This window comes from Micrococcus terreus (genome assembly GCF_900116905.1).
Lineage (GTDB): Bacteria > Actinomycetota > Actinomycetes > Actinomycetales > Micrococcaceae > Citricoccus > Citricoccus terreus.
On record NZ_FPCG01000007.1, the window covers coordinates 107,860 to 133,053 of the forward strand.

General features: G+C 69.2%; 24 protein-coding genes and 2 pseudogenes. 8 read left to right on the top strand and 18 right to left on the bottom strand.

The genetic code is table 11. The features are described from left to right. Positions 1-203: 203 nt before the first annotated feature. From BM355_RS09485 to BM355_RS09495, 3 genes are all read left to right on the top strand, one after another. Positions 204-1,175 carry a 3-methyladenine DNA glycosylase gene (locus BM355_RS09485; RefSeq protein ID WP_091697717.1) on the top strand — a complete coding sequence of 324 codons (972 nt, stop codon included), beginning with the start codon at positions 204-206 and terminating at the stop codon, positions 1,173-1,175. Between the two features lie 83 nt (positions 1,176-1,258). After that, positions 1,259-1,780 carry a hypothetical protein gene (locus tag BM355_RS09490; protein ID WP_091697720.1) on the top strand — a complete coding sequence of 174 codons (522 nt, stop codon included), beginning with the start codon at positions 1,259-1,261 and terminating at the stop codon, positions 1,778-1,780. After that, entirely contained in the window at positions 1,780-1,983 is a 204-nt protein-coding gene (locus BM355_RS09495; protein ID WP_091697723.1) for a helix-turn-helix transcriptional regulator, read from the top strand. Before BM355_RS09490 ends, BM355_RS09495 begins: the two co-directional genes overlap by 1 nt. Before the next feature lie 112 nt (positions 1,984-2,095). Here BM355_RS09495 and BM355_RS09500 read toward each other — a convergent pair whose 3' ends face one another. Beyond that, on the bottom strand, positions 2,096-3,991 hold the full coding sequence (locus BM355_RS09500) for an FAD-binding monooxygenase (protein WP_091697726.1): 1,896 nt from the start codon (positions 3,989-3,991) through the stop codon (positions 2,096-2,098). Between the two features lie 216 nt (positions 3,992-4,207). On the opposite strand from BM355_RS09500, the gene BM355_RS09505 reads away from it, so the two are divergent. Continuing rightward, a complete protein-coding gene (locus BM355_RS09505; RefSeq protein ID WP_091697728.1) occupies positions 4,208-4,963 on the top strand; it encodes an IclR family transcriptional regulator in 756 nt (251 codons plus the stop codon). On the opposite strand, the gene BM355_RS09510 is transcribed toward BM355_RS09505, so the two are convergent. The 8 genes from BM355_RS09510 to BM355_RS09545 all read right to left on the bottom strand — a co-directional run bounded on the left by BM355_RS09510 (position 4,957) and on the right by BM355_RS09545 (position 12,654). Further along, entirely contained in the window at positions 4,957-5,802 is an 846-nt protein-coding gene (locus BM355_RS09510) for an HpcH/HpaI aldolase family protein (RefSeq protein WP_091697731.1), read from the bottom strand. The genes BM355_RS09505 and BM355_RS09510 overlap by 7 nt on opposite strands. Continuing rightward, positions 5,787-6,572, bottom strand: coding sequence for a fumarylacetoacetate hydrolase family protein (locus BM355_RS09515; protein ID WP_091697732.1), 786 nt, complete (start codon positions 6,570-6,572; stop codon positions 5,787-5,789). The genes BM355_RS09510 and BM355_RS09515 overlap by 16 nt, the downstream gene beginning before the upstream one ends. 119 nt (positions 6,573-6,691) lie before the next feature. Beyond that, positions 6,692-7,858, bottom strand: coding sequence for a 3,4-dihydroxyphenylacetate 2,3-dioxygenase (gene hpaD / locus BM355_RS09520; protein WP_091697734.1), 1,167 nt, complete (start codon positions 7,856-7,858; stop codon positions 6,692-6,694). Positions 7,859-7,921: 63 nt separating this feature from the next. After that, the gene (gene hpaE, locus BM355_RS09525; protein WP_091697737.1) at positions 7,922-9,463 is read right to left on the bottom strand and encodes a 5-carboxymethyl-2-hydroxymuconate semialdehyde dehydrogenase; all 1,542 of its coding nucleotides are present in this window, start codon (positions 9,461-9,463) and stop codon (positions 7,922-7,924) included. A gap of 57 nt (positions 9,464-9,520) precedes the next feature. Continuing rightward, the gene (locus BM355_RS09530) at positions 9,521-10,231 is read right to left on the bottom strand and encodes a GntR family transcriptional regulator (RefSeq protein WP_091697884.1); all 711 of its coding nucleotides are present in this window, start codon (positions 10,229-10,231) and stop codon (positions 9,521-9,523) included. Positions 10,232-10,241: 10 nt separating this feature from the next. Further along, positions 10,242-11,831: a fumarylacetoacetate hydrolase family protein gene (locus BM355_RS09535; RefSeq protein ID WP_091697740.1), complete on the bottom strand. Its 1,590-nt coding sequence runs from the start codon at positions 11,829-11,831 to the stop codon at positions 10,242-10,244. A 122-nt stretch (positions 11,832-11,953) separates the two neighbouring features. Next, complete coding sequence (locus BM355_RS09540) at positions 11,954-12,403, bottom strand: YchJ family protein (RefSeq protein ID WP_091697742.1); 450 nt, start codon at positions 12,401-12,403, stop codon at positions 11,954-11,956. Beyond that, positions 12,400-12,654, bottom strand: coding sequence for a hypothetical protein (locus tag BM355_RS09545; RefSeq protein ID WP_091697745.1), 255 nt, complete (start codon positions 12,652-12,654; stop codon positions 12,400-12,402). Before BM355_RS09545 ends, BM355_RS09540 begins: the two co-directional genes overlap by 4 nt. A gap of 221 nt (positions 12,655-12,875) precedes the next feature. Between BM355_RS09545 and purS the strand changes: the two genes are divergently transcribed. Genes purS through purL form a run of 3 tightly spaced genes read left to right on the top strand, consistent with a single transcriptional unit; the run spans position 12,876 to position 16,254 of the window. After that, positions 12,876-13,124, top strand: coding sequence for a phosphoribosylformylglycinamidine synthase subunit PurS (gene purS / locus BM355_RS09550; RefSeq protein WP_091697748.1), 249 nt, complete (start codon positions 12,876-12,878; stop codon positions 13,122-13,124). Next, a complete protein-coding gene (gene purQ / locus BM355_RS09555; RefSeq protein WP_091697751.1) occupies positions 13,124-13,954 on the top strand; it encodes a phosphoribosylformylglycinamidine synthase subunit PurQ in 831 nt (276 codons plus the stop codon). The genes purS and purQ overlap by 1 nt, the downstream gene beginning before the upstream one ends. Continuing rightward, positions 13,951-16,254 carry a phosphoribosylformylglycinamidine synthase subunit PurL gene (purL, locus tag BM355_RS09560; protein WP_091697754.1) on the top strand — a complete coding sequence of 768 codons (2,304 nt, stop codon included), beginning with the start codon at positions 13,951-13,953 and terminating at the stop codon, positions 16,252-16,254. The genes purQ and purL overlap by 4 nt, the downstream gene beginning before the upstream one ends. Before the next feature lie 30 nt (positions 16,255-16,284). Here the strand turns inward: purL and BM355_RS09565 are convergent, their stop codons facing one another. The 3 genes and pseudogenes from BM355_RS09565 to BM355_RS09575 all read right to left on the bottom strand — a co-directional run. After that, positions 16,285-16,629 (bottom strand): DUF952 domain-containing protein, encoded by a 345-nt coding sequence (locus BM355_RS09565; RefSeq protein ID WP_091697756.1) that lies wholly within the window; start codon positions 16,627-16,629, stop codon positions 16,285-16,287. Beyond that, positions 16,629-16,955, bottom strand: a pseudogene (locus BM355_RS09570) (CoA-binding protein); the annotation flags it as partial. The gene BM355_RS09565 and the pseudogene BM355_RS09570, both read right to left, overlap by 1 nt. A 9-nt stretch (positions 16,956-16,964) precedes the next feature. Beyond that, positions 16,965-17,249 (bottom strand): annotated as a pseudogene (locus BM355_RS09575) (transposase); the annotation flags it as partial. A 343-nt stretch (positions 17,250-17,592) separates the two neighbouring features. Between BM355_RS09575 and BM355_RS09580 the strand changes: the two are divergent. Then, positions 17,593-19,023 (top strand): anion permease, encoded by a 1,431-nt coding sequence (locus tag BM355_RS09580; RefSeq protein WP_091697760.1) that lies wholly within the window; start codon positions 17,593-17,595, stop codon positions 19,021-19,023. 86 nt (positions 19,024-19,109) lie between these two features. On the opposite strand, the gene BM355_RS09585 is transcribed toward BM355_RS09580, so the two are convergent. The 6 genes from BM355_RS09585 to BM355_RS09605 all read right to left on the bottom strand — a co-directional run bounded on the left by BM355_RS09585 (position 19,110) and on the right by BM355_RS09605 (position 25,180). Further along, entirely contained in the window at positions 19,110-19,859 is a 750-nt protein-coding gene (locus BM355_RS09585; protein WP_091697762.1) for a succinate dehydrogenase/fumarate reductase iron-sulfur subunit, read from the bottom strand. 13 nt (positions 19,860-19,872) lie between these two features. Continuing rightward, on the bottom strand, positions 19,873-21,867 hold the full coding sequence (locus tag BM355_RS09590) for a fumarate reductase/succinate dehydrogenase flavoprotein subunit (RefSeq protein ID WP_091697763.1): 1,995 nt from the start codon (positions 21,865-21,867) through the stop codon (positions 19,873-19,875). Then, a complete protein-coding gene (locus tag BM355_RS09595; protein ID WP_091697765.1) occupies positions 21,867-22,589 on the bottom strand; it encodes a succinate dehydrogenase cytochrome b subunit in 723 nt (240 codons plus the stop codon). The genes BM355_RS09590 and BM355_RS09595 overlap by 1 nt, the downstream gene beginning before the upstream one ends. 136 nt (positions 22,590-22,725) lie before the next feature. Then, positions 22,726-24,030, bottom strand: coding sequence for an ISL3 family transposase (locus tag BM355_RS09600; protein WP_245760715.1), 1,305 nt, complete (start codon positions 24,028-24,030; stop codon positions 22,726-22,728). A gap of 116 nt (positions 24,031-24,146) precedes the next feature. Further along, complete coding sequence (locus BM355_RS14815; protein ID WP_281247574.1) at positions 24,147-24,278, bottom strand: hypothetical protein; 132 nt, start codon at positions 24,276-24,278, stop codon at positions 24,147-24,149. 38 nt (positions 24,279-24,316) lie between these two features. Next, positions 24,317-25,180 carry a hypothetical protein gene (locus tag BM355_RS09605; RefSeq protein WP_091697770.1) on the bottom strand — a complete coding sequence of 288 codons (864 nt, stop codon included), beginning with the start codon at positions 25,178-25,180 and terminating at the stop codon, positions 24,317-24,319. Positions 25,181-25,194 lie beyond the last annotated feature (14 nt).

A 25,194-nucleotide genomic window follows, 5' to 3' on the forward strand; every position in this document is an offset into this window, starting at 1 on the left:
TCTGGACGAGTGTGATCCACAACACAGGCGGGCCTGGCCCCGACCCTAACCTCACAGCGAGCATTCAGGGAAGGTCTGAAATGGTTACTGAACAGCATTTCCTTCACATTGTAACCTCCCCGTGACCTGGGCGCTTGCGTCGGCAGTCCCACTGCCCCGTTCTGCGAGGGCTCAGCTGCTCCCCGGCATCTAGGCTGGAGGGCATGCCCTCCGCAGCCGCCACCGCCCACCGCACGGTCCTGGACCCGTCGGACTGGACTGCCCGCGCGCAGGCCCATCGGGCCCGGATCGCCGCCTACACCGACCCCATCGTGGAACTGCATCACCGTGGTGAGAAGCACCCGGTGCACGACTTCCTCTTCTCCTACTATTCGCTCACCCCTGGTGCGCTGCAGCGCTGGCACCCGGGGACCGGCGTCGTGCTGGCACGCAGCGCTGGTGAGGGCACCCACCCAGACCAGGAGATTCCCGACGACGGCCCCGCCACCTGGCGCTTCTACCGCGAGGTGGCACCCTCAGACCAGGCGCCGCAGGGCGGCTGGGAGGTGGATGTGGAGGAGTTCTGCGAGCGGCGGGCATCCATGGTGGAGTTCGGTCGGCGGATCCTCTCCGCCACTGCCTCACGACCAGCACGGCTGGCGTGCTTCGGCCTGCACGAATGGGCGATGGCCTACCGTGCGGAGGTGCACGGCGTGCGGCACTCCACGGTTCCCCTGCGGCTGGGCGCGGAGGGGACGAATGCGGTGGTGGAGGGCAGCCGCATCACCTGCTCGCACATCGACGCCTTCCGATTCTTCGCGCCGGAGGCGGTGGAGCTCAACGAGCTGCAGCCCACGCGGGCTCGGCAGGTGGAGCTGGAGCAGCCCGGCTGCCTCCACGCGAACATGGACCTGTACAAGTGGGCGTACAAGCTGCTGCCGGCCATCAGTTCGGACCTGGTGGCGGACTGCTTCGAGCTGGCATGGGACATCCGCGGCGTGGACATGCAGGCCTCACCCTATGACCTGGCCGACTGGGGCTACGAGCCCATCCGGATCGAGACGGCCGAGGGGCGAGCGGAGTACGTCCGGCATCAGCGCGCCTTCGCCGAGCGGGCACAGGAGCTGCGCGAACGCCTGCTGGCCGCCCTGGACCACCTGGAGGCGCTCAGCGACGATCTTGTAAAGCTAACTTGACGTCAAACAGACTTGACTGTCAAGCTTGCTGTACACAGCCGAGCCTCGACGATGCGATCGGCTCAGTCAGCAGGAGGGACACCATGGACCGCAGTACGGGTGCACAGAGCAGTCAGTCGACCGAGATCCACCGGCACAGCTCATTCTGGGGACGCTCCGCGCGGCTCGGTGGCGGTTCGGGGCGGCTGATCACCGTCAGCCTCTCCCTGGGCCTGGCCAGCGCGTTCGCCCTGGCAGCGGGAGCCACCGCTCTCGGACGTGCGGCCAGCCCCGAGATGCCCGAGGCCTGGACGTGGCTGTTCCCGGTCATCTTCTTCTGCCTCGCGGCGCCGGTCGCCTGCATGGCGGCTTGGGCACTGCTCGTGGACCGGAGCACGGTCCGAGGCGCCACGAGCAACCCCGAGGACTCGATCGAGAACCGGTGGTACGACCGCGCAGCCCAGGCCACCTTCCATGTGGTCCTGCCTGTGGTGGGGGTGGGCGCCGGGCTGGCCTCCATCACCCGCTGGCAGGCCGACACCGGGCTGCTGCTGATGGCTATCGCCGTGCTGATGATCCTGGTCTTCGCCGGCTCCTACCTGTGGGCCAAGCGGGTGGACTCCTGATGGAGAACAGCCTCAAGGAGGCCCGGGAACGGGCGGGCTGGTCCCAGCAGCGCCTGGCCGATGAGCTGGGGGTCTCCCGGCAGACGGTGATCTCGCTTGAGAAGGGACGCTACGACCCCTCCCTGCCCCTGGCCTTCCGCCTGGCCTCGGCGTTCGGCTGCCGGATCGAGGACCTCTTCACCCCTGGCGACGAGCAGGCCTGAGACCGGGCGGTCAGCGCTCCCTCACCCCACGCGGACGGTGCGCTTCCTTCAGGAAGGAGGGGCGCCGTCGTCGGGAGGCCAGGCCTGGATCAGACCGGGCTCGAGCCGGAGGTCACCGGGTGAAGATGGGGCGGAAGAACTCCATCAGCTCGTCGGTGGCGCTCAGCGGCAGCACGTGGGCCACGTACTGGTCCGGACGGACCACCACCACCACGCCGTCACGGCTGAGCTCGCGGCCCTCGAAGATGTCCTGCTCGGGGTCCACGCCGTAGACCTTGTTCAGGTTGGTGACCTGGAACGGACCGACCTGCGGACGGAAGACCCGCGGGGCCTTCATCAGCTCGACCTCCTGATGCGGCTGCTGGTAGATCACCGAGACGTCGAACACCGAGTCGGGATCCCAGCCCTCCGGGGTGAAGGCGCGAACGGGACCGTTCTCCCCGCCCATCCATTCGGCCCAAGTGCGCACCGCCGAGTCCTGGGAGCCGGAGGGGGCGGCGTCGGCGAAGACGTACACCCGCCAGCGGCCGTCAGCGGTGTGCTGGTGACCCAGGTACTTGCGGTTGGTGTCCGAGACCCGGTGCACCGGGTGGGCCTTGAAGCGCTTGCCCAGCGTGAAGCCGCCGGCCAGCTCCTGGTGGGTGTTCTCCCCCACCAGCAGTCCCGGCTTGTACTCGGTCATGAAACCGGCCGGGAACTCGGCGGTCTTGGTGTAGAAGTCCTCCAGGGCCGAGGCGCTCTCCAGCTCCTCGGGCTTGGCGGCCATCATCGAGGACCACTCGCGGTCGAAGTCGATCAGGTTCTGGGCGATCTCCTGGCGCTCGGCGGTGTAGGTGGCCAGCAGCGACTCCGGGGCCAGGCCGGTGAGCACGTGACCCAGCTTCCAGGCGATGTTGAAGCCGTCCTGGATGGACACGTTCATGCCCTGGCCGGCCTTGGCCGAGTGGGTGTGGCAGGCGTCGCCAGCGATGAACACGCGCGGGGTGCGGGTGCCGGCCTCCTCGGTGGGGACGTCGTCGAACCGGTCGGTGACGCGGTGTCCGACCTCGTAGACGCTCCACCAGCCCACGTCCTTCACGTCCACCGAGTACGGCGAGACGATCTCGTTGGCCTTGCGGATGATGGTCTCCAGCGGGGTCTTGCGGACGGCACCGTTGTCGTTCTCATCCACCTCACCCAGATCCACGTACATGCGGAACAGGAACCCACCCTCACGGGGGATGTGCAGGATGGAGCCGTGCTTGGACTGGATGGCGCACTTGGTGCGGATGTCCGGGAAGTCGGTCTCGGCGATCACGTCCATCACACCCCAGGCGTGGTAGGACACGGCACCAACGTGCTGCGCGCCGATGGCCTTGCGGACGCGTGAGTGCGCGCCGTCACCGCCCAGGACGTACTTGGCGCGCACGGTGCGCTCCTCGCCCTGCGCCGTGCCGCCGTTCGGGGCCTCGCCGGAGCGCTTGAGGGTCACCGTGACGGGGTACTCGCCCTCGCCGACCTCCAGGGAGACGAACTCCCAGCCCCAGTAGGGCTCGGTGCGGGAGGGTGCGTTCTTGGCGTAGCGGGCGAAGTAGTCCAGCACGCGGGCCTGGTTGACGATCAGGTGCGGGAACTCGGAGACGCCGGCGGGATCATCCACGGTACGGGCGGTGCGGATGATGTGCTCCGGGTTCTGCGGGTCCGGCTTCCAGAAGTTCATCTCGGTCAGGTCGAAGGCCTCGGCGATGATCTCCTCGGCGAAGCCGAACGCCTGGAAGGTCTCCACGGAACGGGCCTGGATGCCGTCCGCCTGGCCGATCTCCAGACGGCCGTCGCGGCGGTCGATCAGGCAGGTCATGACCTCGGGGAACATGGCCAGCTGGGCGGTGGCGGTCATGCCAGCCGGGCCGGCGCCGACCACGAGGACGTCCATGGTGTCCGGCAGTTCGGGCGAGCGGTCCACGCCGACGCCGGATGCGGGCAGCACGCGGGGATCGGTGGAGACATATCCGTGGTGATGGAACAGCATGGGGGCTCCTGGTGATGAGAGGATGCGAGGGTCTGAGCTGTGTTCTATAATCGAACGAGTCGTTCATATACCGAACACGTGACTCAGATCATATACGTTAGGTGACTGTGGTCACAAGACCCTGTCGTCTGGGTCATCCTCCCCCACCGTCCACCTCCTGCTCAGGTCCAGACGACTGGACCTCTCCGCCTGCGACTCCCGAGACGAGGCCACCTCATGGTCACCCCTGTCACCGCTGCCGGCCCTGCCGGCACTCCCCGTCCCACCTCGGGCGCGCACTCCCAGACGCTCTCCCGCGGACTGCAGATGCTGGAGCTGGTGGTCTCGGCTCCAGAGCCGCCCACCATCGCCGAGGTCGCCGCGCAGCTGGGGGTGCACCGCTCCATCGCGTACCGGATCCTGCGCACCCTCGAGGACCACGGCCTCCTCACCCGGGACACCTCGGGGCGGCTGATCGGCGCGCCCGGTCTGGCGGTGCTGGCTCGCGGGGTGCAGCAGGATCTGCAGTCAGCCGCCCTGCCGGAGCTGACCACACTGGCCAACGAGCTGCAGATGAGCGCATTCGTGGCGGTGTGGGGCCAAGGCGAGTGCATCACCCTGGTGACGGTGGAGCCCTCCCACGGCCACGCCGTGACGCAGCGGCCCGGTACGCGGCACCCCCTGGACCGCGGTGCTCCCGGGCTTGCCGTGCAGGCGGGCATGGGCCTGGAGGAGCTGGATGAGCTCACCGGCGGCGTCCGACCGCGCGACGAGGTGGAGCAGACTCGCCAGCGCGGCTTCGCCGTGAGCAACGACGAGGTGCTGGACGGGGTCTCCTCCGTGGCGGTGCCACTGCGTGTGGACGGGCATCTGCCCGCCGCCGTGGCGGTGGTGTACGCGACCCGCCAGCTGGACGTGGCCGCCGTGGGTGCACGGCTCACGTCCAGCGCGGCTCAGATCGCCGCCCGGCTGGGTCAGCGCCTGGCTCAGTAGGAGCCGCGCGGCGCCTGCCCGTCAGAGTCCTCGGCGCCCGGAGCCGGGCACCAGGTGTCCGCCAGCGCCTCCGACCCGCGGGCCAGCAGGGCGACATCGGCACCCACGTTGACGAAGTCCACCCCGGCCTCCACATACTCCTGGGCGTGGGCCTGCACGAAGGCGTTCACGCCCACGATCTTCCCGGCGGCCTTGACCTCGGCGATGACCTTCTTGACCGCGGCCACCACGTCCGGGTGGGCCTGCTGGCCGATCAGGCCCATGGTGGCCGAGAGATCGGAGGGGCCGATGAAGATCCCGTCCACCCCGTCCACGGCAGCGATCGCAGCGGCGTTCTCCACGCCCGCGGCGGACTCGATCTGCACGAACAGGGTCACCTGCTCCCCCGCGTCCTGCAGGTACCCGGAGGTGCGGTTCCACCGGCCGGAGCGGGCCAGGGCCGAACCGACCCCGCGCACGCCCTTCGGCGGGTAGTGCATGGCCCGCACGGCGGCCTCAGCATCCTGGGCCGTGTGCACCATGGGCACCAACACATTCTGGGCGCCCAGATCCAGCACCTGCTTGATGATCACCTCGTCCAGGGCGGGCACCCGCACCAGGGACAGCGTCCCGGTCCCCGCGATCACCCGCAGCTGCGCCAAGATGCCCTCCAGGGACAGCGGCGCGTGCTCCCCGTCGATCAGCAGGTAGTCCAGTCCGGCACCGGCGCAGATCTCAGCTGCGGTGACGTCACCGGAGGAGAGGAACATGCCGGCCACCGGACGTCCACCGCGGGCCTGCACGGCCTCGGAGGAGAACAGCTCCTTCAGGCTGGGCTCGATGGTCACTCGAATCGGCATGTCACAGTCCCCAACGGTCCGTAGTCGGCGTACACGGTGTCCCCGGCGTAGACCCACATGGGCCGGGTGAAGGATCCGGCCAGGATGATCTCTCCGGCCTCGAGCACGTCTCCGTGGCCGGCGATCCGGTTGGCCAGCCAGTGCACGCCGTTGCCCGGGTGGTTCAGCACGCCGGCGGCCACCCCGGTCTCCACGATCTCCTCGTTCCGGGAGAGCATCCCGCAGACCCAGCGCAGGTCCACGGCGTCCGGCTTGACCGGGTTGCCGCCGATCACCATGGCGCCCATGGCGGCGTTGTCCGAGATGGTGTCGGTGATGGTCCGGCCCTCCATCTCGATCCGCGAGTCCAGGATCTCCAGCGCCGGCACCACGTACTCGGTGGCCCGCAGGACGTCGAACAGGTTCACACCGGGACCGGAGAGGGGGTCCTTGAGCACGAACGCCAGCTCCATCTCCACGCGCGGGTGGGTGTAGCGGGCCCACTCGTAGACGTGGCCGGACTCCATGACCATGTCATCGAAGATCACCCCGTAGTCCGGCTCGGTGATGCCGGTGGCGTCCTGCATGGCCTTGGAGGTCAGCCCGATCTTGTGGCCCACCTTCTTCCGCCCGGACTCCTGCTGACGCTGAGCCCAGATGCCCTGCACGGCGTAGGAGTCCTCGATCTCCATCTCCGGGTACCGCGCGGTCAGCAGCGGCACGGGCTTGCGGTCCTGTCCGGCCTGATGCAGCTCATCGGCGATCTTCACGTGTGTCTGACGGTCCAGCATGCGTTCTGCGCTCCTTGGGGGTGGCTGAAGACAAGGATGCCCGACGACGGCCGGCACCTTCCAGCGGGAAGGTGACGGCCGTCGTCGGGAACCTCATCAGGAGGTGGAAGACGGTGAGCTCAGAGCTGGTGGCCCAGCTTGTACTCGCCCTTCTTCCAGTCCGGCATGGACTCCTCGCCCTCGTCGGCGCGAGTGTAGGAGAAGCCGTCGGCACCGATGGTCACGGCCATCTCGGAGTCGTCCGTGCGGGCCACGACCTCCTGCGGGTTGCCGTCCAGGTCCAGGACCAGGGAGGCCTCGGTGTACCAGGACGGGACCACCGGGGTGCCCCACCAGTCGCGGCGCTGGTTGTCATGCACGTCCCAGGTGACCACGGGGTTGTCCGGGTCTCCGGTGTAGTAGTCCTGCGTGTAGATCTCCACGCGGTGCCCGTCCGGGTCACGCAGGTAGAGGTAGAACGCGTTGGACACACCGTGACGGCCGGGGCCGCGCTCGATCATGTCCGAGCGGCGCAGGGCACCGAGCTTGTCGCAGATGGCCAGGATGTTGTGCTTCTCATGGGTGGAGAAGGCCACGTGGTGCATGCGGGGGCCGTCGCCACCGGTCATGGCGGTGTCATGCACGGTGGGCTTGCGGCGCATCCAGGCGGCGTAGACGGTGCCCTCGTCGTCCTGGATGTCCTCGGTGACGCGGAAGCCCAGGTCCTGCATGAACTTGGTGGCGCGCGGCACGTCCGGGGTCACCTGGTTGAAGTGGTCCAGGCGGACCAGGGCCCCGGGGGTGTAGAGGTCGTAGCGCCAGGCCAGACGCTCCACGTGCTCCACGTCGTAGAAGAACTCGTAGGGGAAGCCCAGCGGGTCCTCCACACGCACGGAGTCGCCGATGCCCTTGGTGAAGCCCTCGGCCTTGCGCTCCACGCGGCAGCCGAGCTCCTCGTAGAAGGCCACGGCCTTGTCCAGGTCCTCGGGGCTGCGCACGCGGTAGGAGAACGCGGCGACAGCGGCCACATCGCCCTGGCGCAGCACCAGGTTGTGGTGGATGAACTCCTCGATGGAGCGCAGGTAGACGGTGTTCTCGTCCTCCTCGGTCACGGTCAGGCCGAGCACGTCCACATAGAACTCACGGGACTTGGCCAGATCGGTGACCACCAGCTCCATGTAGGCACAGCGCAGGATGTCCGGCGCCGGTGCCGACGGGGTCTGGATGGGGTTGTCCGTCTCGATGGGCGCCTCCTGGGAGACATAGAAGCCCGAGGACGTCTTCGTCCGGTCAGCGGGGTTCGTCATGATGATGTCCTTCTCAACGAGGGGGGTGGGTACGGGGTGATGGGGGCGGCTGGAGCCAGTGGCTCAGGCGTCCATCTTGGCGGCGGCGTCTTCCTGCTTGCCGAAGACCGGGTTGTGGACCTCGCCGAGGTTGATGTGCACGGCCTGCTGATCGGTGTAGAAGTCGATCGAGCGGTAGCCGCCCTCGTGGCCCAGGCCGGAGGCCTTCACGCCGCCGAACGGAGTGCGCAGGTCACGCACGTTGTTGGAGTTCAGCCACACCATGCCGGCCTCCACGTCCTGGGCGAAGTTGTGCGCACGCTTGAGGTCGTTGGTCCAGATGTAGGCGGCCAGGCCGTACTTGGTGTTGTTGGCCAGCTCCAGGGCCTCCTCGTCCGTGTCGAACGGGGTGATGGCCACGACCGGACCGAAGATCTCCTCCTGGAAGATTCGGGCGTCCGGGGAGACGTCGGCGAAGACGGTCGGCTGGACGAAGTTGCCCTCCGGGAACTCCTCCGGACGGCCGCCGCCGGCGGTCAGACGAGCCTCGGACTTGCCGATCTCCACGTAGGACATGACCTTCTCGAAGTGCTCCGGGTGCACCAGGGCGCCCACCTCGGTGGTCTCGTCCTGCGGCAGGCCCATCTTCACGCGCTTGGCCTGAGCGGAGTAGCGCTCCACGAACTCGTCGTAGATGTCCCGCTGGACCAGGATGCGCGAGCCGGCGGTGCAGCGCTCGCCGTTGAGGGAGAAGACGCCGAAGATGGTGGCGTCGATGGCGGCGTCCAGGTCGGCATCGGCGAAGACCACGGCCGGGGACTTGCCGCCCAGCTCCATGGACAGGCCCTTCAGGTACGGGGCGGCGTTGCCGAAGATGATCTGGCCGGTGCGGGACTCACCGGTGAAGGAGATCAGCGGGACGTCCGGGTGCTTGACCAGGGAGTCCCCGGCGAAGCCCTCCTCGCCGTAGCCGTGGACGATGTTGAACACGCCCTTCGGCAGCCCGGCCTCCTCGAAGATCTCCGGCCACAGTGAGGCCGAGAGCGGGGTGAACTCGGCCGGCTTGAGCACGACGGTGTTGCCGGTGGCCAGGGCCGGGCCCAGCTTCCAGGACTCCAGCATGAACGGGGTGTTCCACGGGGTGATGAGCCCGGCCACGCCGATCGGCTTGCGGTTGACGTAGTTGGCCTGGCGACCCGGAACCTTGAAGGCGTCGTCATGCTGGGCGACGATCAGGTCCGCGAAGAAGCGGAAGTTCTCGGCGGCGCGGCGGGCCTGGCCCAGGGCCTGCTTGATCGGCAGGCCGGTGTCGAAGCACTCCATCTCGGCCAGGTCGTCACCGCGGGACTCCACGATGTCGGCGATCTTGTGCAGGATGCGGGAGCGCTCGCGCGGCAGCATCTTCGGCCACGGGCCGTTCTCGAAGGCGTCCTTGGCGGCGGCCACAGCGGCGTCGATGTCCGCGACCTTGCCGGAGGCGGCCTGGATGTAGGCCTCGTTGGTGACGGGGTTCAGGACGTCGAAGGTGTCGCCGTCGATCGAGTCGACGTGCTCACCGTTGATGTAGTGCTGGATCTTCTCCGGCAGGTTCTTGGGACGGAAGCTCTCGGTCTTCTGCTCGCTCACAGTGTGTCCTTTCGGTGGAGGCTGGTCAGTACGGGTAGGTCAGGAAGGGTCAGTGGGTCAGTGTCCGGTGCCGGAGGCGTGCTCCGGTCCGGACTCCACGGAGTCGATGTAGGCGGTCAGGGTATTGGCGCGGTGCTGGCGAGCCGCAGACTCGATCACCTCGAAGGGGGCGCGGTCCCGGATCAGCTCGAGCAAGTGATCGTGCTCGTCCACCGAGGCCGCGGCCCGTCCGGGGACGTAGGCGAAGGTGGAGGAGCGCAGGGCGGCCAGGCGGTTCCAGCCTCGGTGCACCAGGTCCAGCACATGCGGGTTCTGATGGTGTTCGAACAGCACCGAGTGGAACTGCTTGTTCAACGCGGTGAACTCCACCGGATCGAAGTCCTCGAGCAGCTCACGCATGCGCTCGTTGATCTGCCGGGCCCGTTCCAGGTCCTCGGCGGTGACCAGCGGGGCGCACTGGGCGGTGGAGAAGCCCTCCACCAGGGCGAGGGTCTCCATGGTGTGCAGGTACTCGATGGGGTCGATCCCCACCACGGTGGCCCCCACGTTGCGTTCGTACGCCACCAGGTTGTCCTGCTGGAGCCGGCGCACGGCCTCGCGCACCGGGACCACGGACATCCCCAGCTCCTCGGCCAGCTGGGCCAGCACCAGGCGACTGCCCGGGGCGAAACGGCCCTGCTGGATGCCGCTGAGGATGGTCTGGTAGGCCAGATCCGCCTTGGAGGTGACCGGGCCCACCTCCTCCGCCCGCCGGTCCTGCTGGGTCATGGTCATGGGATCAGGCCGTCCCCTGGCCGTCCTGCTGGGCCCGGTACTCGGCGTACTTGGCCTTCCACTCGGCGTTGGGCGGGAACAGCCCGTCCACCGGGTGCCCCTCGGCCACGCGGTCGTAGACCCAGGCGTCCTGCTGCTCCTGCTCGTAGGCGGCCTCGACCACCTCGTGCAGCAGGGCCGGGGGGACCACGACCACGCCGTCGTCGTCGCCGATGATGATGTCGCCGGGCTGGACGGTGGTGCCGCCGCAGGCGATGGTCCCGCCGACCTCCCAGGGCACGTGGCGACGGCCGAGGACCGCCGGGTGGGCACCGTTGGAGTAGACCTGGATCCCGACGCCGGCCACGGCCTCCGAGTCCCGGACGCCGCCGTCGGTGATGACCGCGTTGGCGCCGTTGACCTGGGCGCGCAGGGCCAGAACGTCCCCGAGGGTGCCGGTGCCCTTCTCCCCGCGGGCCTCCATGACCACCACGTCGTCCTGCTGGACGGAGTCCATGGCACGCTTCTGGGCGTTGAACCCGCCGCCGAAGGCCTTGAACAGGTCCTCACGGTTGGGCACGTAGCGCAGGGTCTTGGCGTAGCCGAGGATCCGGCGGCCCGGGTGGGTGGGGCGCACGCCGTCGATGGTCGCGTTGTTGATCCCCTGTTTGCGCAGCTGGGCGGTGATGGTGGCCACCGCGGTCTCGTTGATCTTGGCCTTGAGCTCCTCGGTCAGCAGGGAGCGGTCCGCCACCGGAGCCGAGGGGACGTAATGGTCACTGACCTGCTCAGGTGCGGGGCCGTCGTCGTTGGCCTTCTCCGGAGCGGCCGACAGGCCAGCGGCCTCACGCGAGCCCCAGGCCTCCTCGCGCTGGGTGTCGTCCACCTGCGGCTGGGCGCCATAGGGGGCCATCTCGTGCTCGCCGGCCACCACGCGGGTGACCAGTCGGCCGGTGCTGGGGGCGCCGGGAGCGGTGGGGGCGTCCACCTCCACCTCGACGACGTCGCCCGGCTGGGCCACGGAGGATCCGGCGGGGGTGCCGGTCAGGATGACATCGCCCTCTTCGAGGGTCATCAGCTGCGAGAGGTCGGCGACGAGCTGGCCGAAGGGGAAGACCAGGCCCTCGGTGGTGTCGTCCTGGACGAGCTCGCCGTTGACCCAGGTGCGCACGCGCAGGGCCTTCGGGTCCAGGCCCGCGGCCGGCAGCACGGCCGGGCCGAGCGGGGTGTAGCCGTCACCGGACTTGTTCTTCACGTTCGAGCCCTTGTCCGCGTGGCGGAGGTCGTACAGGCCCCAGTCATTGGCGGCGGTGATGCCGGAGACCTTGGACCAGCCCTCCTCCGGGGAGACCCGGCGGCAGGTCTCACCGATGATCAGGGCGATCTCGCCCTCGTAGGCCAGCAGCTCGGTGCCGGCGGGGCGCTCGATGGAGTCGCCGGTGTTGGCGATGGAGGTGCCGGCCTTGATGAAGTAGCCGGGGAACTTCGGCGAGCGGCCACGCTGCTCGATCCGGGAGGGGTAGTTCAGGTGGAGTGCCACGACCTTGCCGGGGCGACTGGCGCGCTCGGTGAAGTCGACGGGCTGGGGGACGATCTGCTCTGACGCGGAGGTCATGTCTGGTGTGCCTGCTTCCCTGATGGCGGAGTGCGGACCTGCGGCTGTGACACCGCTCACCGACGATCGTATACGATCCTGACTCGCTCGCCTAGGGGTGTGGTGCAGGCAAGGTCAGAGCCTCAGTCGACATCGCCGTCGCGGTAGAGCCAGACCCCAGCCCGCTTCACGAACTGGGAGCGCTCCCGCTGCTGGCGGGTGCCGCCTGGGGTCTGGAAGTGGGCGGTGAAGGTGACGGAGCCGTCGTCGTGGAAGGGACCGCCGCCCTCCACCTGCTCGATGTCCAGACGGACCCAGTCCAGCGCCTCGTCCGGCCCCTGGCCGGGCGCGTCCAGGGCCAGCTCCCGCGGCCGGGTCTCCGGGGTCCAGGTGGCCAGCAGATACTGCTCCGCCTGGGCGAACGTGCCGTGCGAGGCGAGCGCGAAGGCGGTGTACCGCGAGCGCATCAGCGCCTCCGCGGTGGGAGCGGTCAGCTCCTGGGACTGAGCGAAGGTGCCGTGGAAGCGACCGCAGCACGAGCTGTAGACCTCACCGGTGCCGCAGGGACAACGCTCGTCCTGGGGTGCGCTCATGAGGAGGCCCCAGTGCCCTTCGCGGGCGGGACAGCGCTCAGCTGCGAGGTCTGGGTGTCCTGGGGCAGCTTCTCGGCCGAGATCCGGGCGACATCGCGCCCGTTGCCGGGACGGCGGATGCCGGCTGCGCGGTCCTCGCGGACGGAGCGGCTGATGGCCACCACGCCGGCCAGCACGGCCCCGGCCATCAGGGGCAGCAGGACGGAGAAACCGGTGGCACCGGTGGGGCGAGAGGAGTTCTTGGCTGACATGGACCCAGCCTAAGTGCCGCCGGCTCACAGGGCACGGGGTGTCCGGCGCCGCCGGTAGACTGGACGGGCAAGCTCGCGGAGCGTCCGAACAGACCGGGAACGGTGTGCGTTCGGCGTGAGACGGCACCGGGCACCGGATGCCCCTCCCCCCTCCTCCACGGGCTGCACACCACCCATACATCGGTCTGCCAGAGACTGTTCTTCCACACCAGGAGCGCTGGATGCCCACGATCGTCGTCGACGTCATGCCCAAGCCCGAGATCCTTGACCCGCAGGGCAAGGCGATCGCCGGAGCACTGCCCCGACTCGGCTTCTCCGCCTTCTCCGGAGTGCGCCAGGGCAAGCGCTTCGAGCTCACCGTGGAGGGCGAGGTCACCGAGGACGTGCTGCGCCAGGCCCGGGAGGCCGCCGAGCAGATGCTCTCCAACCCCGTGATCGAGGACGTGGTGAACGTCGAGGTCCAGTCCTGATGACCGCCCGTTCCGACCTGCCCCTGATCGGGGACTACTCCTCGCCCGAAACCCCGCTGTCCGGTGCCCGCATCGGCGTGGTCACCTTCCCCGGCACCCTGGACGACCGTGACGCCGCCCGCGCTGTGCGCCTGGCCGGCGGTCAGCCCGTCTCCCTCTGGCATGCCGAGCCCGACGCCGCCGCTGCGCTGGGAGCGCTGGACGCCGTCGTGATCCCCGGTGGCTTCTCCTACGGCGACTACCTGCGCGCCGGGGCGATCGCCCGCTTCGCCCCCGTGATGGACGAGATCGTCCAGGCCGCCGGCGGCCGCGACGGCTCCTCCGGCTCCGGTGCAGGACTGCCCGTGCTGGGCATCTGCAACGGCTTCCAGATACTCACCGAGGCCCACCTGCTGCCCGGCTCGATGATCAAGAACGACCACCTCAAGTTCCTCTGCCGCGACCAGGTGCTGCGCGTGGAGAACAACACCACCGCCTGGACCCGGGACTACGCCGCCGGCGAGGAGATCACCGTGGTGCTCAAGAACCAGGACGGCCAGTACGTGGCCGATGAGAAGACCCTGGACGAGCTCGAGGGCGAGGGCCGCGTGGTGTTCCGCTACGTGGGCTGGAACCCCAACGGCTCACGGCGGAACATCGCCGGGATCTCCAACGCAGCCGGCAACGTGGTCGGCCTGATGCCGCACCCCGAGCACGCCGTGGAGGCCGGATTCGGTCCCGACTCGGCCGAGGGCATGCGCCTGGGCACCGACGGGCTGGGCGTGTTCACCTCCGTGCTGGCAGGACTGGCCGGAGCAGAAGCAGGAGCGAACGCAGGAGTGAGCAAGTGAGCGAGCAGTTCAACATCGACACCGTGGAGAACGCCGCCGCCACCCCGGATGTCGAGCTGCCCTGGGCCGAACTGGGCCTGAAGCAGAACGAGTACGAGGAGATCCTGACGATCCTCGGCCGCCGCCCCACCGCGGCCGAGCTGGCCATGTACTCGGTCATGTGGTCCGAGCACTGCTCCTACAAGTCCACCAAGGTCCACCTGCGCCAGTTCGGGCAGAAGCTGACCGAGGAGATGAAGAAGGACATGCTCGTGGGCATCGGCGAGAACGCCGGCGTCACCGACCTCGGCGACGGCTGGGCCGTGACCTTCAAGATCGAGTCCCACAACTCCCCCTCCTTCGTGGAGCCCCACCAGGGCGCGGCCACCGGGATCGGCGGGATCGTCCGGGACATCATCTCCATGGGCGCCCGCCCCGTGGCCGTGATGGACCCGCTGCGCTTCGGGGCGATCGACCACCCCGACTCCCAGCGCGTGGTGCACGGCGTGGTCTCCGGGATCGGCTCCTACGGCAACTCCCTGGGCCTGCCGAACATCGGCGGCGAGACGATCTTCGACCCCGTGTACCAGGGCAACCCGCTGGTGAACGCGCTGGCCGTGGGTGTGCTGCGCCATGAGGACCTGCGCCTGGCCAACGCCTCGGGTGTGGGCAACCGGATCGTGCTCTTCGGCGCACGCACCGGTGGGGACGGGATCGGCGGTGCCTCCGTGCTGGCCTCCGAGTCCTTCGACGACACCAAGCCCTCCAAGCGTCCCGCCGTCCAGGTGGGTGACCCCTTCGCCGAGAAGGTGCTGATCGAGTGCTGCCTGGAGCTGTTCAAGAACTCCCTGGTGGAGGGCATCCAGGACCTGGGCGCCGCCGGCATCTCCTGCGCCACCTCCGAACTGGCCTCCAACGGCGAGGGCGGCATGCAGGTGGAGCTGACCGACGTGCTGCTGCGTGACCCCACCCTGACCCCGGGCGAGATCCTGATGTCCGAGTCCCAGGAGCGCATGATGGCCGTGGTCCGCCCGGACAACGTCGAGGCGTTCGAAGCGTTCATGGCCCACTGGGGCGTGGAGTACTCCTGGCTGGGCGAGGTCACCGACACCAACCGGCTGATCATCACCTGGAAGGGCGAGGTGATCGTGGACGTGGACCCCAAGACCGTCGCCCACGACGGCCCCGTCTACGACCGCCCGTACCATCGCCCCTCCTACCAGGACGCTCTGGTGGCCGATCGCTTCCGTGACTCTGCCGCGGGAGCCGACCTGCCGTCGTCGGGAGAGGACCTGCGCGCCGCGGTGCTGGAGCTGATGGCCGCACCCAATATGTGCGACAAGTCCTGGATCACCCGCCAGTACGACCGGTACGTGGGCGGCAACACCGCCCTGGCCGCACCGGACGACGCCGGCGTGATCCGCGTGGACGAGGAGACCGGGATGGGCGTGGGCCTGGCCACCGACGCCAACGGCCGCTACGCCTACCTGGACCCCTACGCCGGCGCCCAGTTGGCCCTGGCCGAGTCCTACCGCAATGTGGCGACCACCGGCGCCGTGCCGATGGCCGTCTCCGACTGCCTGAACTACGGCTCGCCCGAGGACCCGGAGGTCATGTGGCAGCTGGCCGAGGGCATCCGCGGGCTCTCCGACGCCTGCATGGAGCTGGGCGTGCCCGTCACCGGCGGCAACGTCTCCCTGTACAACTCCACCGGGTCCACCGCCATCCACCCCACCCCGGTGGTGGCCACCCTGGGCCGATTCGACGATGTCTCCCGCCGCACCCCCTCCGGCTTCACCGCGGACGCGGACGGGCAGGCCGTCTACCTGATGGGTGTCACGCGTGATGAGCTGGACGGCTCTGAGTTCGCCCACCTGCGCGGGCACCTGGGGGGAGTTCCCCCGAAGGTGGACCTGGCCGCGGAGAAGCTGCTCGGCGACCTGCTGATCAACGCCTCCCGGGACGGGATGATCGACGCCGCGCATGACCTCTCCGAGGGCGGCCTGGCCGCGACCCTGTCCGAGATGGTGCTGCGCTTCGGCGTGGGCGCCCGGGTCTCGCTGGACGAGGTGCTCGAGCGGGACGGCGTGGACCTGTTCACGGCCCTGTTCTCCGAGTCCCAGGCCCGCGCCGTGGTGGCTGTGCCGCGCACCGAGGAGGTCCGGTTCAAGGACATGACCTCCGCGCGGAACTTCCCGGTGGCCCGGATCGGCGTTGTGGACCGGGCGTCCGAGGCGCTCGACGTCCAGGGCGCGTTCAGCCTGCCGATCGCCGAGCTGCGTGAGGCATGGGAGTCGACCCTGCCGACGCACTTCGGCTGAGTCCGGCCGCTCACCGACCCGTGGATCCGTTCAGTCCCTGCTGAGCGGCTCCACGGAGCGCACCGCGGACACCGGGACGGGCCCGCCGTACACGTGCGGGAACAGCTCGCTGTCCGGGTCCTGCGGGTCGCCCGGCTCCAGGAGCACCCGCAGCCCGTGCGCCGCCAGCTCGCCCTCGTCCAGGGTGAGCAGCACCAGCGGCTCGGTGACGTCCGCGTAGACGAATCCCAGCACGCTGCGCACCTGGTCCATGGTGGCGCTGCCGTGCAGGTATCCCACCTGGGCGATGCTCGCCCCACGGGTGGAGCGGTCGTAGACGCCGGTCTGCTGGGCGGCCTCCCAGTCGGACTGTTCGGCGATGTGCAGCAGTGCCATCAGCGCCTCGCCTCGATCACGGGGCAGGTGTCCATCACCACGCCCAGCCCGGCGTCCCGGGCGCGTTGCGCGGCGGCCTCGTCCACCACGCCCACCTGCAGCCACACGGCCTTCGCCCCCACCTCGATCGCCTGATCGACGATCGCCCCCACCTTCTGGGAGTTCACGAAGCAGTCCACCACGTCGATCTCCCCGGGCACGTCCGCCAGCCTCCGGTAGCCGGTCTCCCCGTGCACCTCCTGAGCGCCCAGATTTACCGGGATGATCTCCATCCCCAGGGTGTCCCGCACGAACAGGGAGACGCCCACCGCGGCACGCCGCGGATTGGGGGCCCTTCACAGATGAGCATGGGTAGGGGTCTTGCGCCACGGCCGGTGTCCGCCGGCGGCGAGCAGGGCGCGTAGGCGGTAGTTGCCGAAGTTCCGGAAGCCGCGGGCGACCCGGCGCATCGTCTCGATCACCCCGTTCACGGCCTCGGTGGGCCCGTTGGAGGCCCCGGCGGTGTCGAAGTAGGCCAGGATCGCGGCCTTCCACCGGCGCAGGGTCCGCCCGAGGCGGGCGATCTCCGGGATCGGGCAGGACGGGAAGGCGGCAAGGATCTCGGCGACCAGCCGGCGGCTGTCCCCATCCACGCTCCTAAAGAGCGTCGGCAGGGGTGGACAGCCCAGATTCCGCTAGAGGTAAGGCACCCAGCGCCAGAAATTTCTGGTGGACGGGGAACGCCTCGATGTCGACACCCACGGCCGGTTGAAAACCGATCCATACCCTGCCTTTGCGCGCTTCCCACGACCCTTATTGAACGGTGACGGGAATCACCAGGCCGGTCGGCTCCACATGACCAGGGAACCGTATTTCCGCTGGCCACGGGTCTAAAATTGTGGGGAGAAGGGTCTCACACCGGAGCGACACTCGGAGGCAGAAATGTCCGGCCATCAGGTTGATTCCACCCACGAATCCAGAGCCATGAGTCGGGACACCGTCTCCATGCTCTGGAAGTTCGGACTGATGGTGCTGGTGGGAGCGGTGATCTTCTTCATCCCCGCGCCGGAGGGCGTGGACCCCCGCGGCATGCACATGCTCGGGATCTTCGTCGCGACCATCCTGGGGCTCATCCTGCAGCCCCTGCCCACCCCCTCGGTGGCGCTGATCGGTCTGGCCACCGCCATGATCACCGGCGCCATGGACGTCAAGAGCGGGGAGGCCCTGAGCGGGTTCTCCAATTCCGCGGTGCTGCTGATCGTCGCGGCATTCTTCATCGCGGACGGCTTTCTGCTCACCGGGCTGGGGCGCCGCGTGGCCCTGATGTTCCTCACGATCCTGGGCAAATCACCCCTGGGCATCGCCTACGGCATGGCCGTCACGGACCTCCTGCTCGCCCCGGCCACCCCGTCCAACACGGCCCGCGCGGGTGGTGTGATCTACCCGATCGTCCGCTCCGTCGCGGAGGTGCAGGGCTCCACCCCGGACACCGACGAGTCCCGCAGGAAGCTCGGCTCCTACCTCACGTTCACCGCCGCCCACGTCAACGTGATCACCAGCGCCATGTTCATCACCGCGATGGCCGGCAACCCGCTGGCCGTGGCCTCCGCCGAGAAGCTCGGCGTGCACATCTCCTGGGGCCAGTGGGCCCTGGCCGCGCTGATCCCCGGCCTCGTGAGCCTGGCGGTGGTCCCGTGGCTGCTCATGAAGGTCTACCCGCCCACGCTGAAGAGCACTCCGGAAGCACCCACCATGGCCCGCAGCGAGCTGCAGAAGATGGGGTCCATGACTCGCGGTGAGATCATCATGGCGGCCACGTTCGTGCTGCTCCTGCTGCTGTGGGTCTTCGGCACGGCCATCGGTGTCAACGCCACCACGGCGGCCTTCGTCGGCATCGCGGTGCTGCTGGTGACCAAGGTGCTCACCTGGAACGACATGGCCAAGAACGGCTCCGCCTGGAACACCCTGATCTTCTTCGCGGTCCTGGTGGGCATGGCGGAGAACCTGAACAACCTGGGCGTCATCACCTGGATCGGCTCGGTGGTTTCCGGCGCCGTCGGCGGCATGCCCTGGGCTGTTGCCTTTGCCATCCTGGCGCTCGTCTACTTCTACGCGCACTACTTGTTCGCCTCGAACACCGCGCAGATCGTCGCGATGTACGGCGTCTTCCTGGGTGCGGCCATCACCGCGGGTGCCCCGCCGATGTTCGCGGCCCTCGCCCTCGGCTACATCGGCAACCTGTTCGGCGCCATCAGCCACTACGCCTCGGGCCCGTCCGGGGTGGTCTACGGTTCCGGGTACGTCAAGGTCTCCGAGTGGTTCAAGGTCGCCTTCATCATGTCCGTGGCCATCATCATCATCTGGACCGTGGTGGGCAGCGGCTGGATGTGGATCCTCGGCGACCTCGCCATGTAGTCCGCCCGGCAAACCCTCCCCGCACGACGACGCTCGGTGCCCTCCCAGGGGCACCGAGCGTCGTCGTCTGTCGACGGGGGAGCGGGTCAGTCGTCCTTGTTGCGCAGCACCTGCCGCAGCTTCTCCTTGTTGAGACCGGCAATCGCGGTCAACGGGATCCCAGCGGGGCACACCTCCGCGCACTCGCCGTAGACCGAGCACGGACCGAACTCCTCCTCGGCCGCGCGCGTGATGCCTTTGGCCCGGCGGCCACGCTCCTTCTGGCTGGAGGGCAGCGTGGCCAGGTGCATCGTCTTGGACCCGGCGAACAGCTGCGCGGAACCGTTGGGGCACGCGGCAACGCACGCACCGCAGCCGATGCACGCTGCCAGGTCCAGCGCCCACTCCGCGGCCTCGTGCGAGACCGGGATGGCGTCCGCGTCCGGCGCCGTGCCCACGGAGGTGGAGACGAACCCGCCGGCCTCGATCACCCGGTCCAGCGCGCTGCGGTTCACCGCGAGGTCCTTGACCACGGGGAACGCTCCGCTGCGGAACGGTTCGAGCTGCACGGTCGCGCCGTCCTCGAAGGACCGCAGGTGCTGCCGGCACGACGGCGTGTTCTTCTGGGGGCCGTGCGGAGTGCCGTCCACGGTCACGCCGCACGCCCCGCAGATGCCTTCGCGGCAGTCCGAGTCGAACGCGATCGGCTCCTCACCACGGGCAACGAGGTCGTCGTTGAGCTTGTCGAGCGCCTCCAGGAGGGAGAACTCGGGTCCGACCTCCTCCAGCAGGTACTCCTCGAAGTGCCCTTCCTCGGCGCCGGACTCCTGACGCCAGACTTTCAACGTGAGTTTCATGAGGATGGTCCTCTCATCGGTAGTCGCGGGTCTCGGGCGGGACGCTGGGGAACTCCAGGGGCTCCTGGTGCCTGATGTAGCGCGGCCCCGTTTCGCCGGTCTCGCCGGAATCAGCACGCTCCCACGCGGACGCGAACAGCCAGTGCTCGTCGTCGCGCTGGGCCTCGCCGCCCTCGGTCTGGTGCTCCTCGCGGAAGTGCGCGCCGGCGGACTCGTCCCGGTCCAGCGCGTCCAGGCACATGAGCTCTGCCATGTCCAGGTAGTCGGCCACGCGGCCGGCGCGCTCGAGCTCCTGGTTGAAGCCGTCCGGGCGCCCCTGCACCCGCAGGTCGCTCCAGAACTCCCTGCGCAGCTTCCGGATGCCTCGCAGACCCTCGGCCAGCCCCTCGGCGGTGCGCGTCACCCCGCACTTCTCGTACAGCAGGTCGCCCAGCCGGCGGTGGAAGCGCTCCGGGCCCTGCGTACCGCCGATGTCGACCAGCGCCTGCACGCCCGCCTCGGCCTCGGCAACCGCGGCCCGCACGACGCCGTCGTCCGGTGAGAGCTTCGACCTGCCCAGCAGCGGCGCCAGGTAGTTGGGCACCGAGTAGGGGAGCGTGAACCACCCGTCCACGCACGCGGAGAGCAGCGAGTTGGCGCCCAGGCGGTTGGCGCCGTGGTAGCCCCAGCCGGCCTCGCCGCCCACGAACAGCCCGGGGATCGACGTCATCATGTCGTAGTCGCTCCACAGCCCGCCCATGGCGAAGTGCGCGCCGGGTGCAATGCGCATGGGCTCCTCGTACGGGTCCTCGCCGGTGGCGTCCGAGTACATCTCGAAAAGGTTGCCGTAACGCTCCGCGATCACCTTGCGGCCCAGACGCTCGATGGCGTCCCGGAAGTCGAGGTAGACGGAGTTCTTCAGCGGCCCGACGCCGCGCCCCGCGTCGATCTCGGTGCGCGCGGCCCGGCTGGCGACGTCGCGCGGTGTGAGGTTGCCGAAGGCCGGGTACCGGCGTTCGAGGTAGTAGTCGCGCTCGTCCTCGGGAATCTCGTTCGGGGGCCGGTGGTCCCCGGCCTTCACGGGAACCCAGATTCGGCCGTCGTTGCGCAGGGACTCGCTCATGAGAGTGGTCTTCGACTGCCACTCGCTGGAGACCGGCAGGGCCGTGGGGTGGAACTGGATGAAGCACGGGTTGGCGAACAGCGCGCCGCGCCGGTGGGCCCGGAATGCGGCGGTGACGTTCGAGTTCTTGGCCAGCGTGGAGCGGTAGTAGACGTTGCCGTAGCCGCCGGTGGCGAGCACCACGGCGTCCCCGGTGACCGCCGAGATCTTCCCGGTCACGAGGTCGCGCACCACGATGCCCTGGGCGCGGCCCTCCACGACGATGAGGTCCAGCATCTCGGTGCGAGTGTGCAGGTTCACCTGTCCCGTGGAGACCTGCCGCAGCAGCGCCTGGGCGGCGGCAACCTGCAGCTGCTGACCGGTCTGCCCGCGCGTGTAGTAGGTCCGGGAGACCTGCACGCCGCCGAACGAGCGGGTGGCCAGCCCGCCCCCGTACTCGCGGGCGAAGGGCGCGCCGATCGCGTTCATGTGGTCGATGACCCGGATGCTCTCCTCGGCCAGCCGCCAGGCATCGGCCTCGCGGCCGCGGAAGTCGCCGCCCTTGACGGTGTCCTTCACGAACCGGGCGATCGAGTCGTTGTCCACCGTGCGGGCGCGTGCGGCGTTGATGCCGCCCTGGGCGGCCACCGAGTGGGCGCGGCGCGGGGCGTCGTGGAAGGTGAACGACTCCACGTTGTAGCCGAGTTCGCCCAGGGCCGCCGCCGCACCTGCACCGGCGAGTCCGGTGCCCACGACGACCACGGTGAACTTCCGACGGTTGAGCGGGCCCACCATGCGGTAGTGCAGCCGCCGGTCCGCCCACGTCTGGGACGGGGGCACGTCCGAGCCCAGACCAGGGAGGTCCGAGCCCACGGTGCGCAGCTCGTCCAGCAGGGCGTGCGGCTGGGTGGTCGAGGATGCCGTCATCACTGAATCACTCCCAGGAGAACCAAGACGGGGATCGAGATGTTGCCCAGGCAGATGGCCATGGCGACCAGTCCCGCCACCCACGCGGCGAGCTGCCGCAGCCGCCTGCCGGTGGCGCCGAGGTCGTTGGCGGCGGTCCACGTCCCGTGGGCCACGTGCACGGTGAGCACCAGCATGGTGAGCATGTAGAAGAGGGCCACGACGGGCCGCTGGAAACTGGCGACCAGATTGGCGTACGCCGATCCGCTCTCGAACGCCCCGGATGCGGCCGGCTGGACACCCAGCGTGAGGTCCAGGATGTGGAAGATCACGAACAGCAGGATCACCAGGCCGGTCCCGAGCATCGAGCGCGCCATCAGGGCGTCGCCGCGGCGCAGCCCGGTGCGTTTGAACGGCCCGCGGGCTCGACGGGCGCGCGTCCACAGCAGGAGCCCGCAGCCCACGTGCAGCACCAGGCTGATCAGCAGCACGACGCGCAGCACCCACAGGACACCCGCGTAGGGCATGAGCGGCATCAGGATCTCGCGCAGCCAGTGCGCGTAGTGGTCGAACTCCTCCTGGCCGCGGAAGATGTGCAGATTGCCGTACATGTGCACGAACACAAATCCGACGAAAATGAGACCGGTGACGGCCATGGTGGTTTTCGCGGCGAAGTTCGACACCGGCAGCCGTGTGCGCGGCGGGGCTGACGTGCGTTGTTTTCGCTGAATGGTTGCCGTCATCGTTGCCCCTCGTCAGTGGGTGAACCGAGTGCTGAACTCCGGGAGTTCATCATCCTCAATTCTACGCCGGGAGGGGCATTGCAAGACGCGTTCCGGGGCGTTTCCGGTACTGCCGCCAGAAAGGGTTGCGGGCCCTTCACAGATGAGCATGGGTAGGGGTCTTGCGCCACGGCCGGTGTCCGCCGGCGGCGAGCAGGGCGCGTAGGCGGTAGTTGCCGAAGTTCCGGAAGCCGCGGGCGACCCGGCGCATCGTCTCGATCACCCCGTTCACGGCCTCGGTGGGCCCGTTGGAGGCCCCGGCGGTGTCGAAGTAGGCCAGGATCGCGGCCTTCCACCGGCGCAGGGTCCGCCCGAGCCGGGCGATCTCCGGGATCGGGCAGGACGGGAAGGCGGCAAGGATCTCGGCGACCAGCCGGCGGCCGGTCTCGGGGCGGGCGTGGTAGATCGCACGCAGCTTCTGATAGCAGTGCCAGGCCAGGGTCACCGCGTGGTGCGGGTCTCCGGCCTCGAGCTTGGTGTTGAGCCGGGTGATCTGTTTGGCGGTGAGGTGCTCGGCGCCGATCTGCAAGGTGCGGCGGATCCCGTAGAGCGGGTCCCCGGCCCGGCCCCGGTGGCCCAGGGTGTCCTGCTGCACCCGACGACGCACCTCGTCCACGACCTGCCCACCGAGTTTCACCACGTGGAAGGCGTCCAGGACGGTGATCGCCTCAGGGAGTTCGTCGCGGATGGCGTTGGCGTAGCCGTGGAACGGGTCCAGCGTCGCCGTGCGGATCCCGCTCGTGAACGCCGGACCCTGCTCGGTGAGCCAGTCGCCGTAGGCCGCCCCCGTGCGCCCCTTGACCAGGTCCAGCAGTCGCGCCCGGGGCCGGCCGTCCTCGCCGCGGGAGTGGTCCACGATCCCGGTGACCAGCCCGGTGCCGGGTGGACCCACGTGGCGCCACACGTGCTCGTCGACACCGAGGGCGTCCACCCCGGCCAGCCGATCCTCCGCGGCCAGCTGGCCTTCGATGACCGGGGCCACGGCGTGCCAGACGGTGTTCCAGGCGACTCCGAGCATGTCCGCCAGGGCGGAGACCGCGATGTCGTGGGAGCGCAGCTGCGTCACCGCCCAGGCGATCGCGCGGGTGGTGAGCTTGGCCCGCGGCGCGGCCAGCTCGTGGACCTCGCTGAACGTCACGACCTCGCAGGCGTCCTCCCGGCACCTGAAGATCCGCTTGCGCCACACCACCCGCACGGTCACCCCAGCGCAGGGCAGATCGTGGAGCACGACCTCCCGGCGGCCGTGGCCGGTGGCGAGCACCCCGCAGGACGGGCACCCCACCAGCGTCGGAGAAGCCTCCACCACCACGGTGAACGAGCGTGGTCCGCGTTCCACGGCCCTGACATGGACGTCGGGCAGGTCGAAGAGCGCGCACGCGGGCGCGCAGATAGCAGGAGACACGTCGAGGCCTTCATGGATCGGGTTGCTTGGTCGCTACCCATCCTGGAGGCCTCGACCTCTACCCAGACCTCACAACACACCCCTCGAGACGCCCACGCGCACACCGCTACCCATGCTCATCTGTGAAGGGCCGGATTGGGGGTCAGCCCGACGACGGCCCAGCGGCTTCCGCGGGCGTCCATCAGTCGGCGGATGGTCGCCGGATCGTTGGTGTGCGGTGCTCCGGCGGTGCCGGTCGAGTCGTCCATGGGACCACGGTAGCGCGCGGCCCAGACAGCGTCAGGGGTCAGTCCCCGGTGATGATCAGGGCCACCAGCTCGTCCTCGGTGACGGTCTCGTCCTCGTCCGGCATGGGGACCGGCTCCACGGCGTTCCACTCGGAGAAGGCGAACCAGGCGTCCAGGGTGTCGGCGTCCGGCCGCGCGCTGCCCGCCCCCTCAGAGCCCACGGCGGACTCCCCCTGCCGCAGCCCGGCCAGGGACCGGTCCTGCGCATCGAAGAGGATCACGCCGCGCCGCTCGGTGTCCGGATAGCTGTAGAGCGTGCGCCCGTCCTCCTCCACCACGGTGGCCTCGGTGTACTCTCCGTCCCAGGTCTCGCCCTCGGGCAGGTTCTGGGTGATGTCCTGGAACAGGATCTCCACGCCCACGCCCAGGCTGGACTCCGGCTGCTGGACACGCTGGCCGTCCAACATCTCCTTCACCCTGCCGGGAGGGCCCATCCGGTCCAGGGCGGAGTCGGGCAGGTGCGCGTGGGCGATCTCGCCGTCGCTGATTACATCCACCACATCTCCTCCCTCGGTCTTCACCACGGTGTGATAGTTGCTGCCGTCCAGCTGGCCCCGGTAGTCGATGTCCGCGTGGTCCCGCCCGGAGGGCATCCTCCCGGTGATCCGCACGCTGGTGGCCTCATCCAGCTGCTGCCGCGCCTCCGGCCAGACCTCGGACAGCCGGGGCGCCTGGTCAGCGTCCGACTCCGACTCCGGGGACGGCGTGGGAGCTGCCGCAGCCGAGCTGTCCGTGCCGGACGGCGAGGCACCCCCGCCAGCATCCTGACCGCCGTCGCCGCCGGCCCCGCAGGCCGTCAGCCCCAGGGCCAGCACGGCGGCCGCACCCCATCCGATCGGTCGAGTCCACACGGTCTGCTCCATGACGTCCCTCCACT

What these genes read in the sequence shown, in the direction of transcription:
- BM355_RS09485 (WP_091697717.1), top strand. Translation starts at nt 204, where the DNA reads ATGCCCTCCGCAGCCGCCACCGCCCACCGCACGGTCCTGGACCCGTCG.
- BM355_RS09490 (WP_091697720.1), top strand. Translation starts at nt 1,259, where the DNA reads ATGGACCGCAGTACGGGTGCACAGAGCAGTCAGTCGACCGAGATCCAC.
- BM355_RS09495 (WP_091697723.1), top strand. Translation starts at nt 1,780, where the DNA reads ATGGAGAACAGCCTCAAGGAGGCCCGGGAACGGGCGGGCTGGTCCCAG.
- BM355_RS09500 (WP_091697726.1), bottom strand. Translation starts at nt 3,991, where the DNA reads ATGCTGTTCCATCACCACGGATATGTCTCCACCGATCCCCGCGTGCTG.
- BM355_RS09505 (WP_091697728.1), top strand. Translation starts at nt 4,208, where the DNA reads ATGGTCACCCCTGTCACCGCTGCCGGCCCTGCCGGCACTCCCCGTCCC.
- BM355_RS09510 (WP_091697731.1), bottom strand. Translation starts at nt 5,802, where the DNA reads ATGCCGATTCGAGTGACCATCGAGCCCAGCCTGAAGGAGCTGTTCTCC.
- BM355_RS09515 (WP_091697732.1), bottom strand. Translation starts at nt 6,572, where the DNA reads ATGCTGGACCGTCAGACACACGTGAAGATCGCCGATGAGCTGCATCAG.
- hpaD (WP_091697734.1), bottom strand. Translation starts at nt 7,858, where the DNA reads ATGACGAACCCCGCTGACCGGACGAAGACGTCCTCGGGCTTCTATGTC.
- BM355_RS09530 (WP_091697884.1), bottom strand. Translation starts at nt 10,231, where the DNA reads ATGACCCAGCAGGACCGGCGGGCGGAGGAGGTGGGCCCGGTCACCTCC.
- BM355_RS09535 (WP_091697740.1), bottom strand. Translation starts at nt 11,831, where the DNA reads ATGACCTCCGCGTCAGAGCAGATCGTCCCCCAGCCCGTCGACTTCACC.
- BM355_RS09540 (WP_091697742.1), bottom strand. Translation starts at nt 12,403, where the DNA reads ATGAGCGCACCCCAGGACGAGCGTTGTCCCTGCGGCACCGGTGAGGTC.
- BM355_RS09545 (WP_091697745.1), bottom strand. Translation starts at nt 12,654, where the DNA reads ATGTCAGCCAAGAACTCCTCTCGCCCCACCGGTGCCACCGGTTTCTCC.
- purS (WP_091697748.1), top strand. Translation starts at nt 12,876, where the DNA reads ATGCCCACGATCGTCGTCGACGTCATGCCCAAGCCCGAGATCCTTGAC.
- purQ (WP_091697751.1), top strand. Translation starts at nt 13,124, where the DNA reads ATGACCGCCCGTTCCGACCTGCCCCTGATCGGGGACTACTCCTCGCCC.
- BM355_RS09565 (WP_091697756.1), bottom strand. Translation starts at nt 16,629, where the DNA reads ATGGCACTGCTGCACATCGCCGAACAGTCCGACTGGGAGGCCGCCCAG.
- BM355_RS09580 (WP_091697760.1), top strand. Translation starts at nt 17,593, where the DNA reads ATGAGTCGGGACACCGTCTCCATGCTCTGGAAGTTCGGACTGATGGTG.
- BM355_RS09585 (WP_091697762.1), bottom strand. Translation starts at nt 19,859, where the DNA reads ATGAAACTCACGTTGAAAGTCTGGCGTCAGGAGTCCGGCGCCGAGGAA.
- BM355_RS09590 (WP_091697763.1), bottom strand. Translation starts at nt 21,867, where the DNA reads ATGACGGCATCCTCGACCACCCAGCCGCACGCCCTGCTGGACGAGCTG.
- BM355_RS09595 (WP_091697765.1), bottom strand. Translation starts at nt 22,589, where the DNA reads ATGACGGCAACCATTCAGCGAAAACAACGCACGTCAGCCCCGCCGCGC.
- BM355_RS14815 (WP_281247574.1), bottom strand. Translation starts at nt 24,278, where the DNA reads ATGGACGACTCGACCGGCACCGCCGGAGCACCGCACACCAACGATCCG.
- BM355_RS09605 (WP_091697770.1), bottom strand. Translation starts at nt 25,180, where the DNA reads ATGGAGCAGACCGTGTGGACTCGACCGATCGGATGGGGTGCGGCCGCC.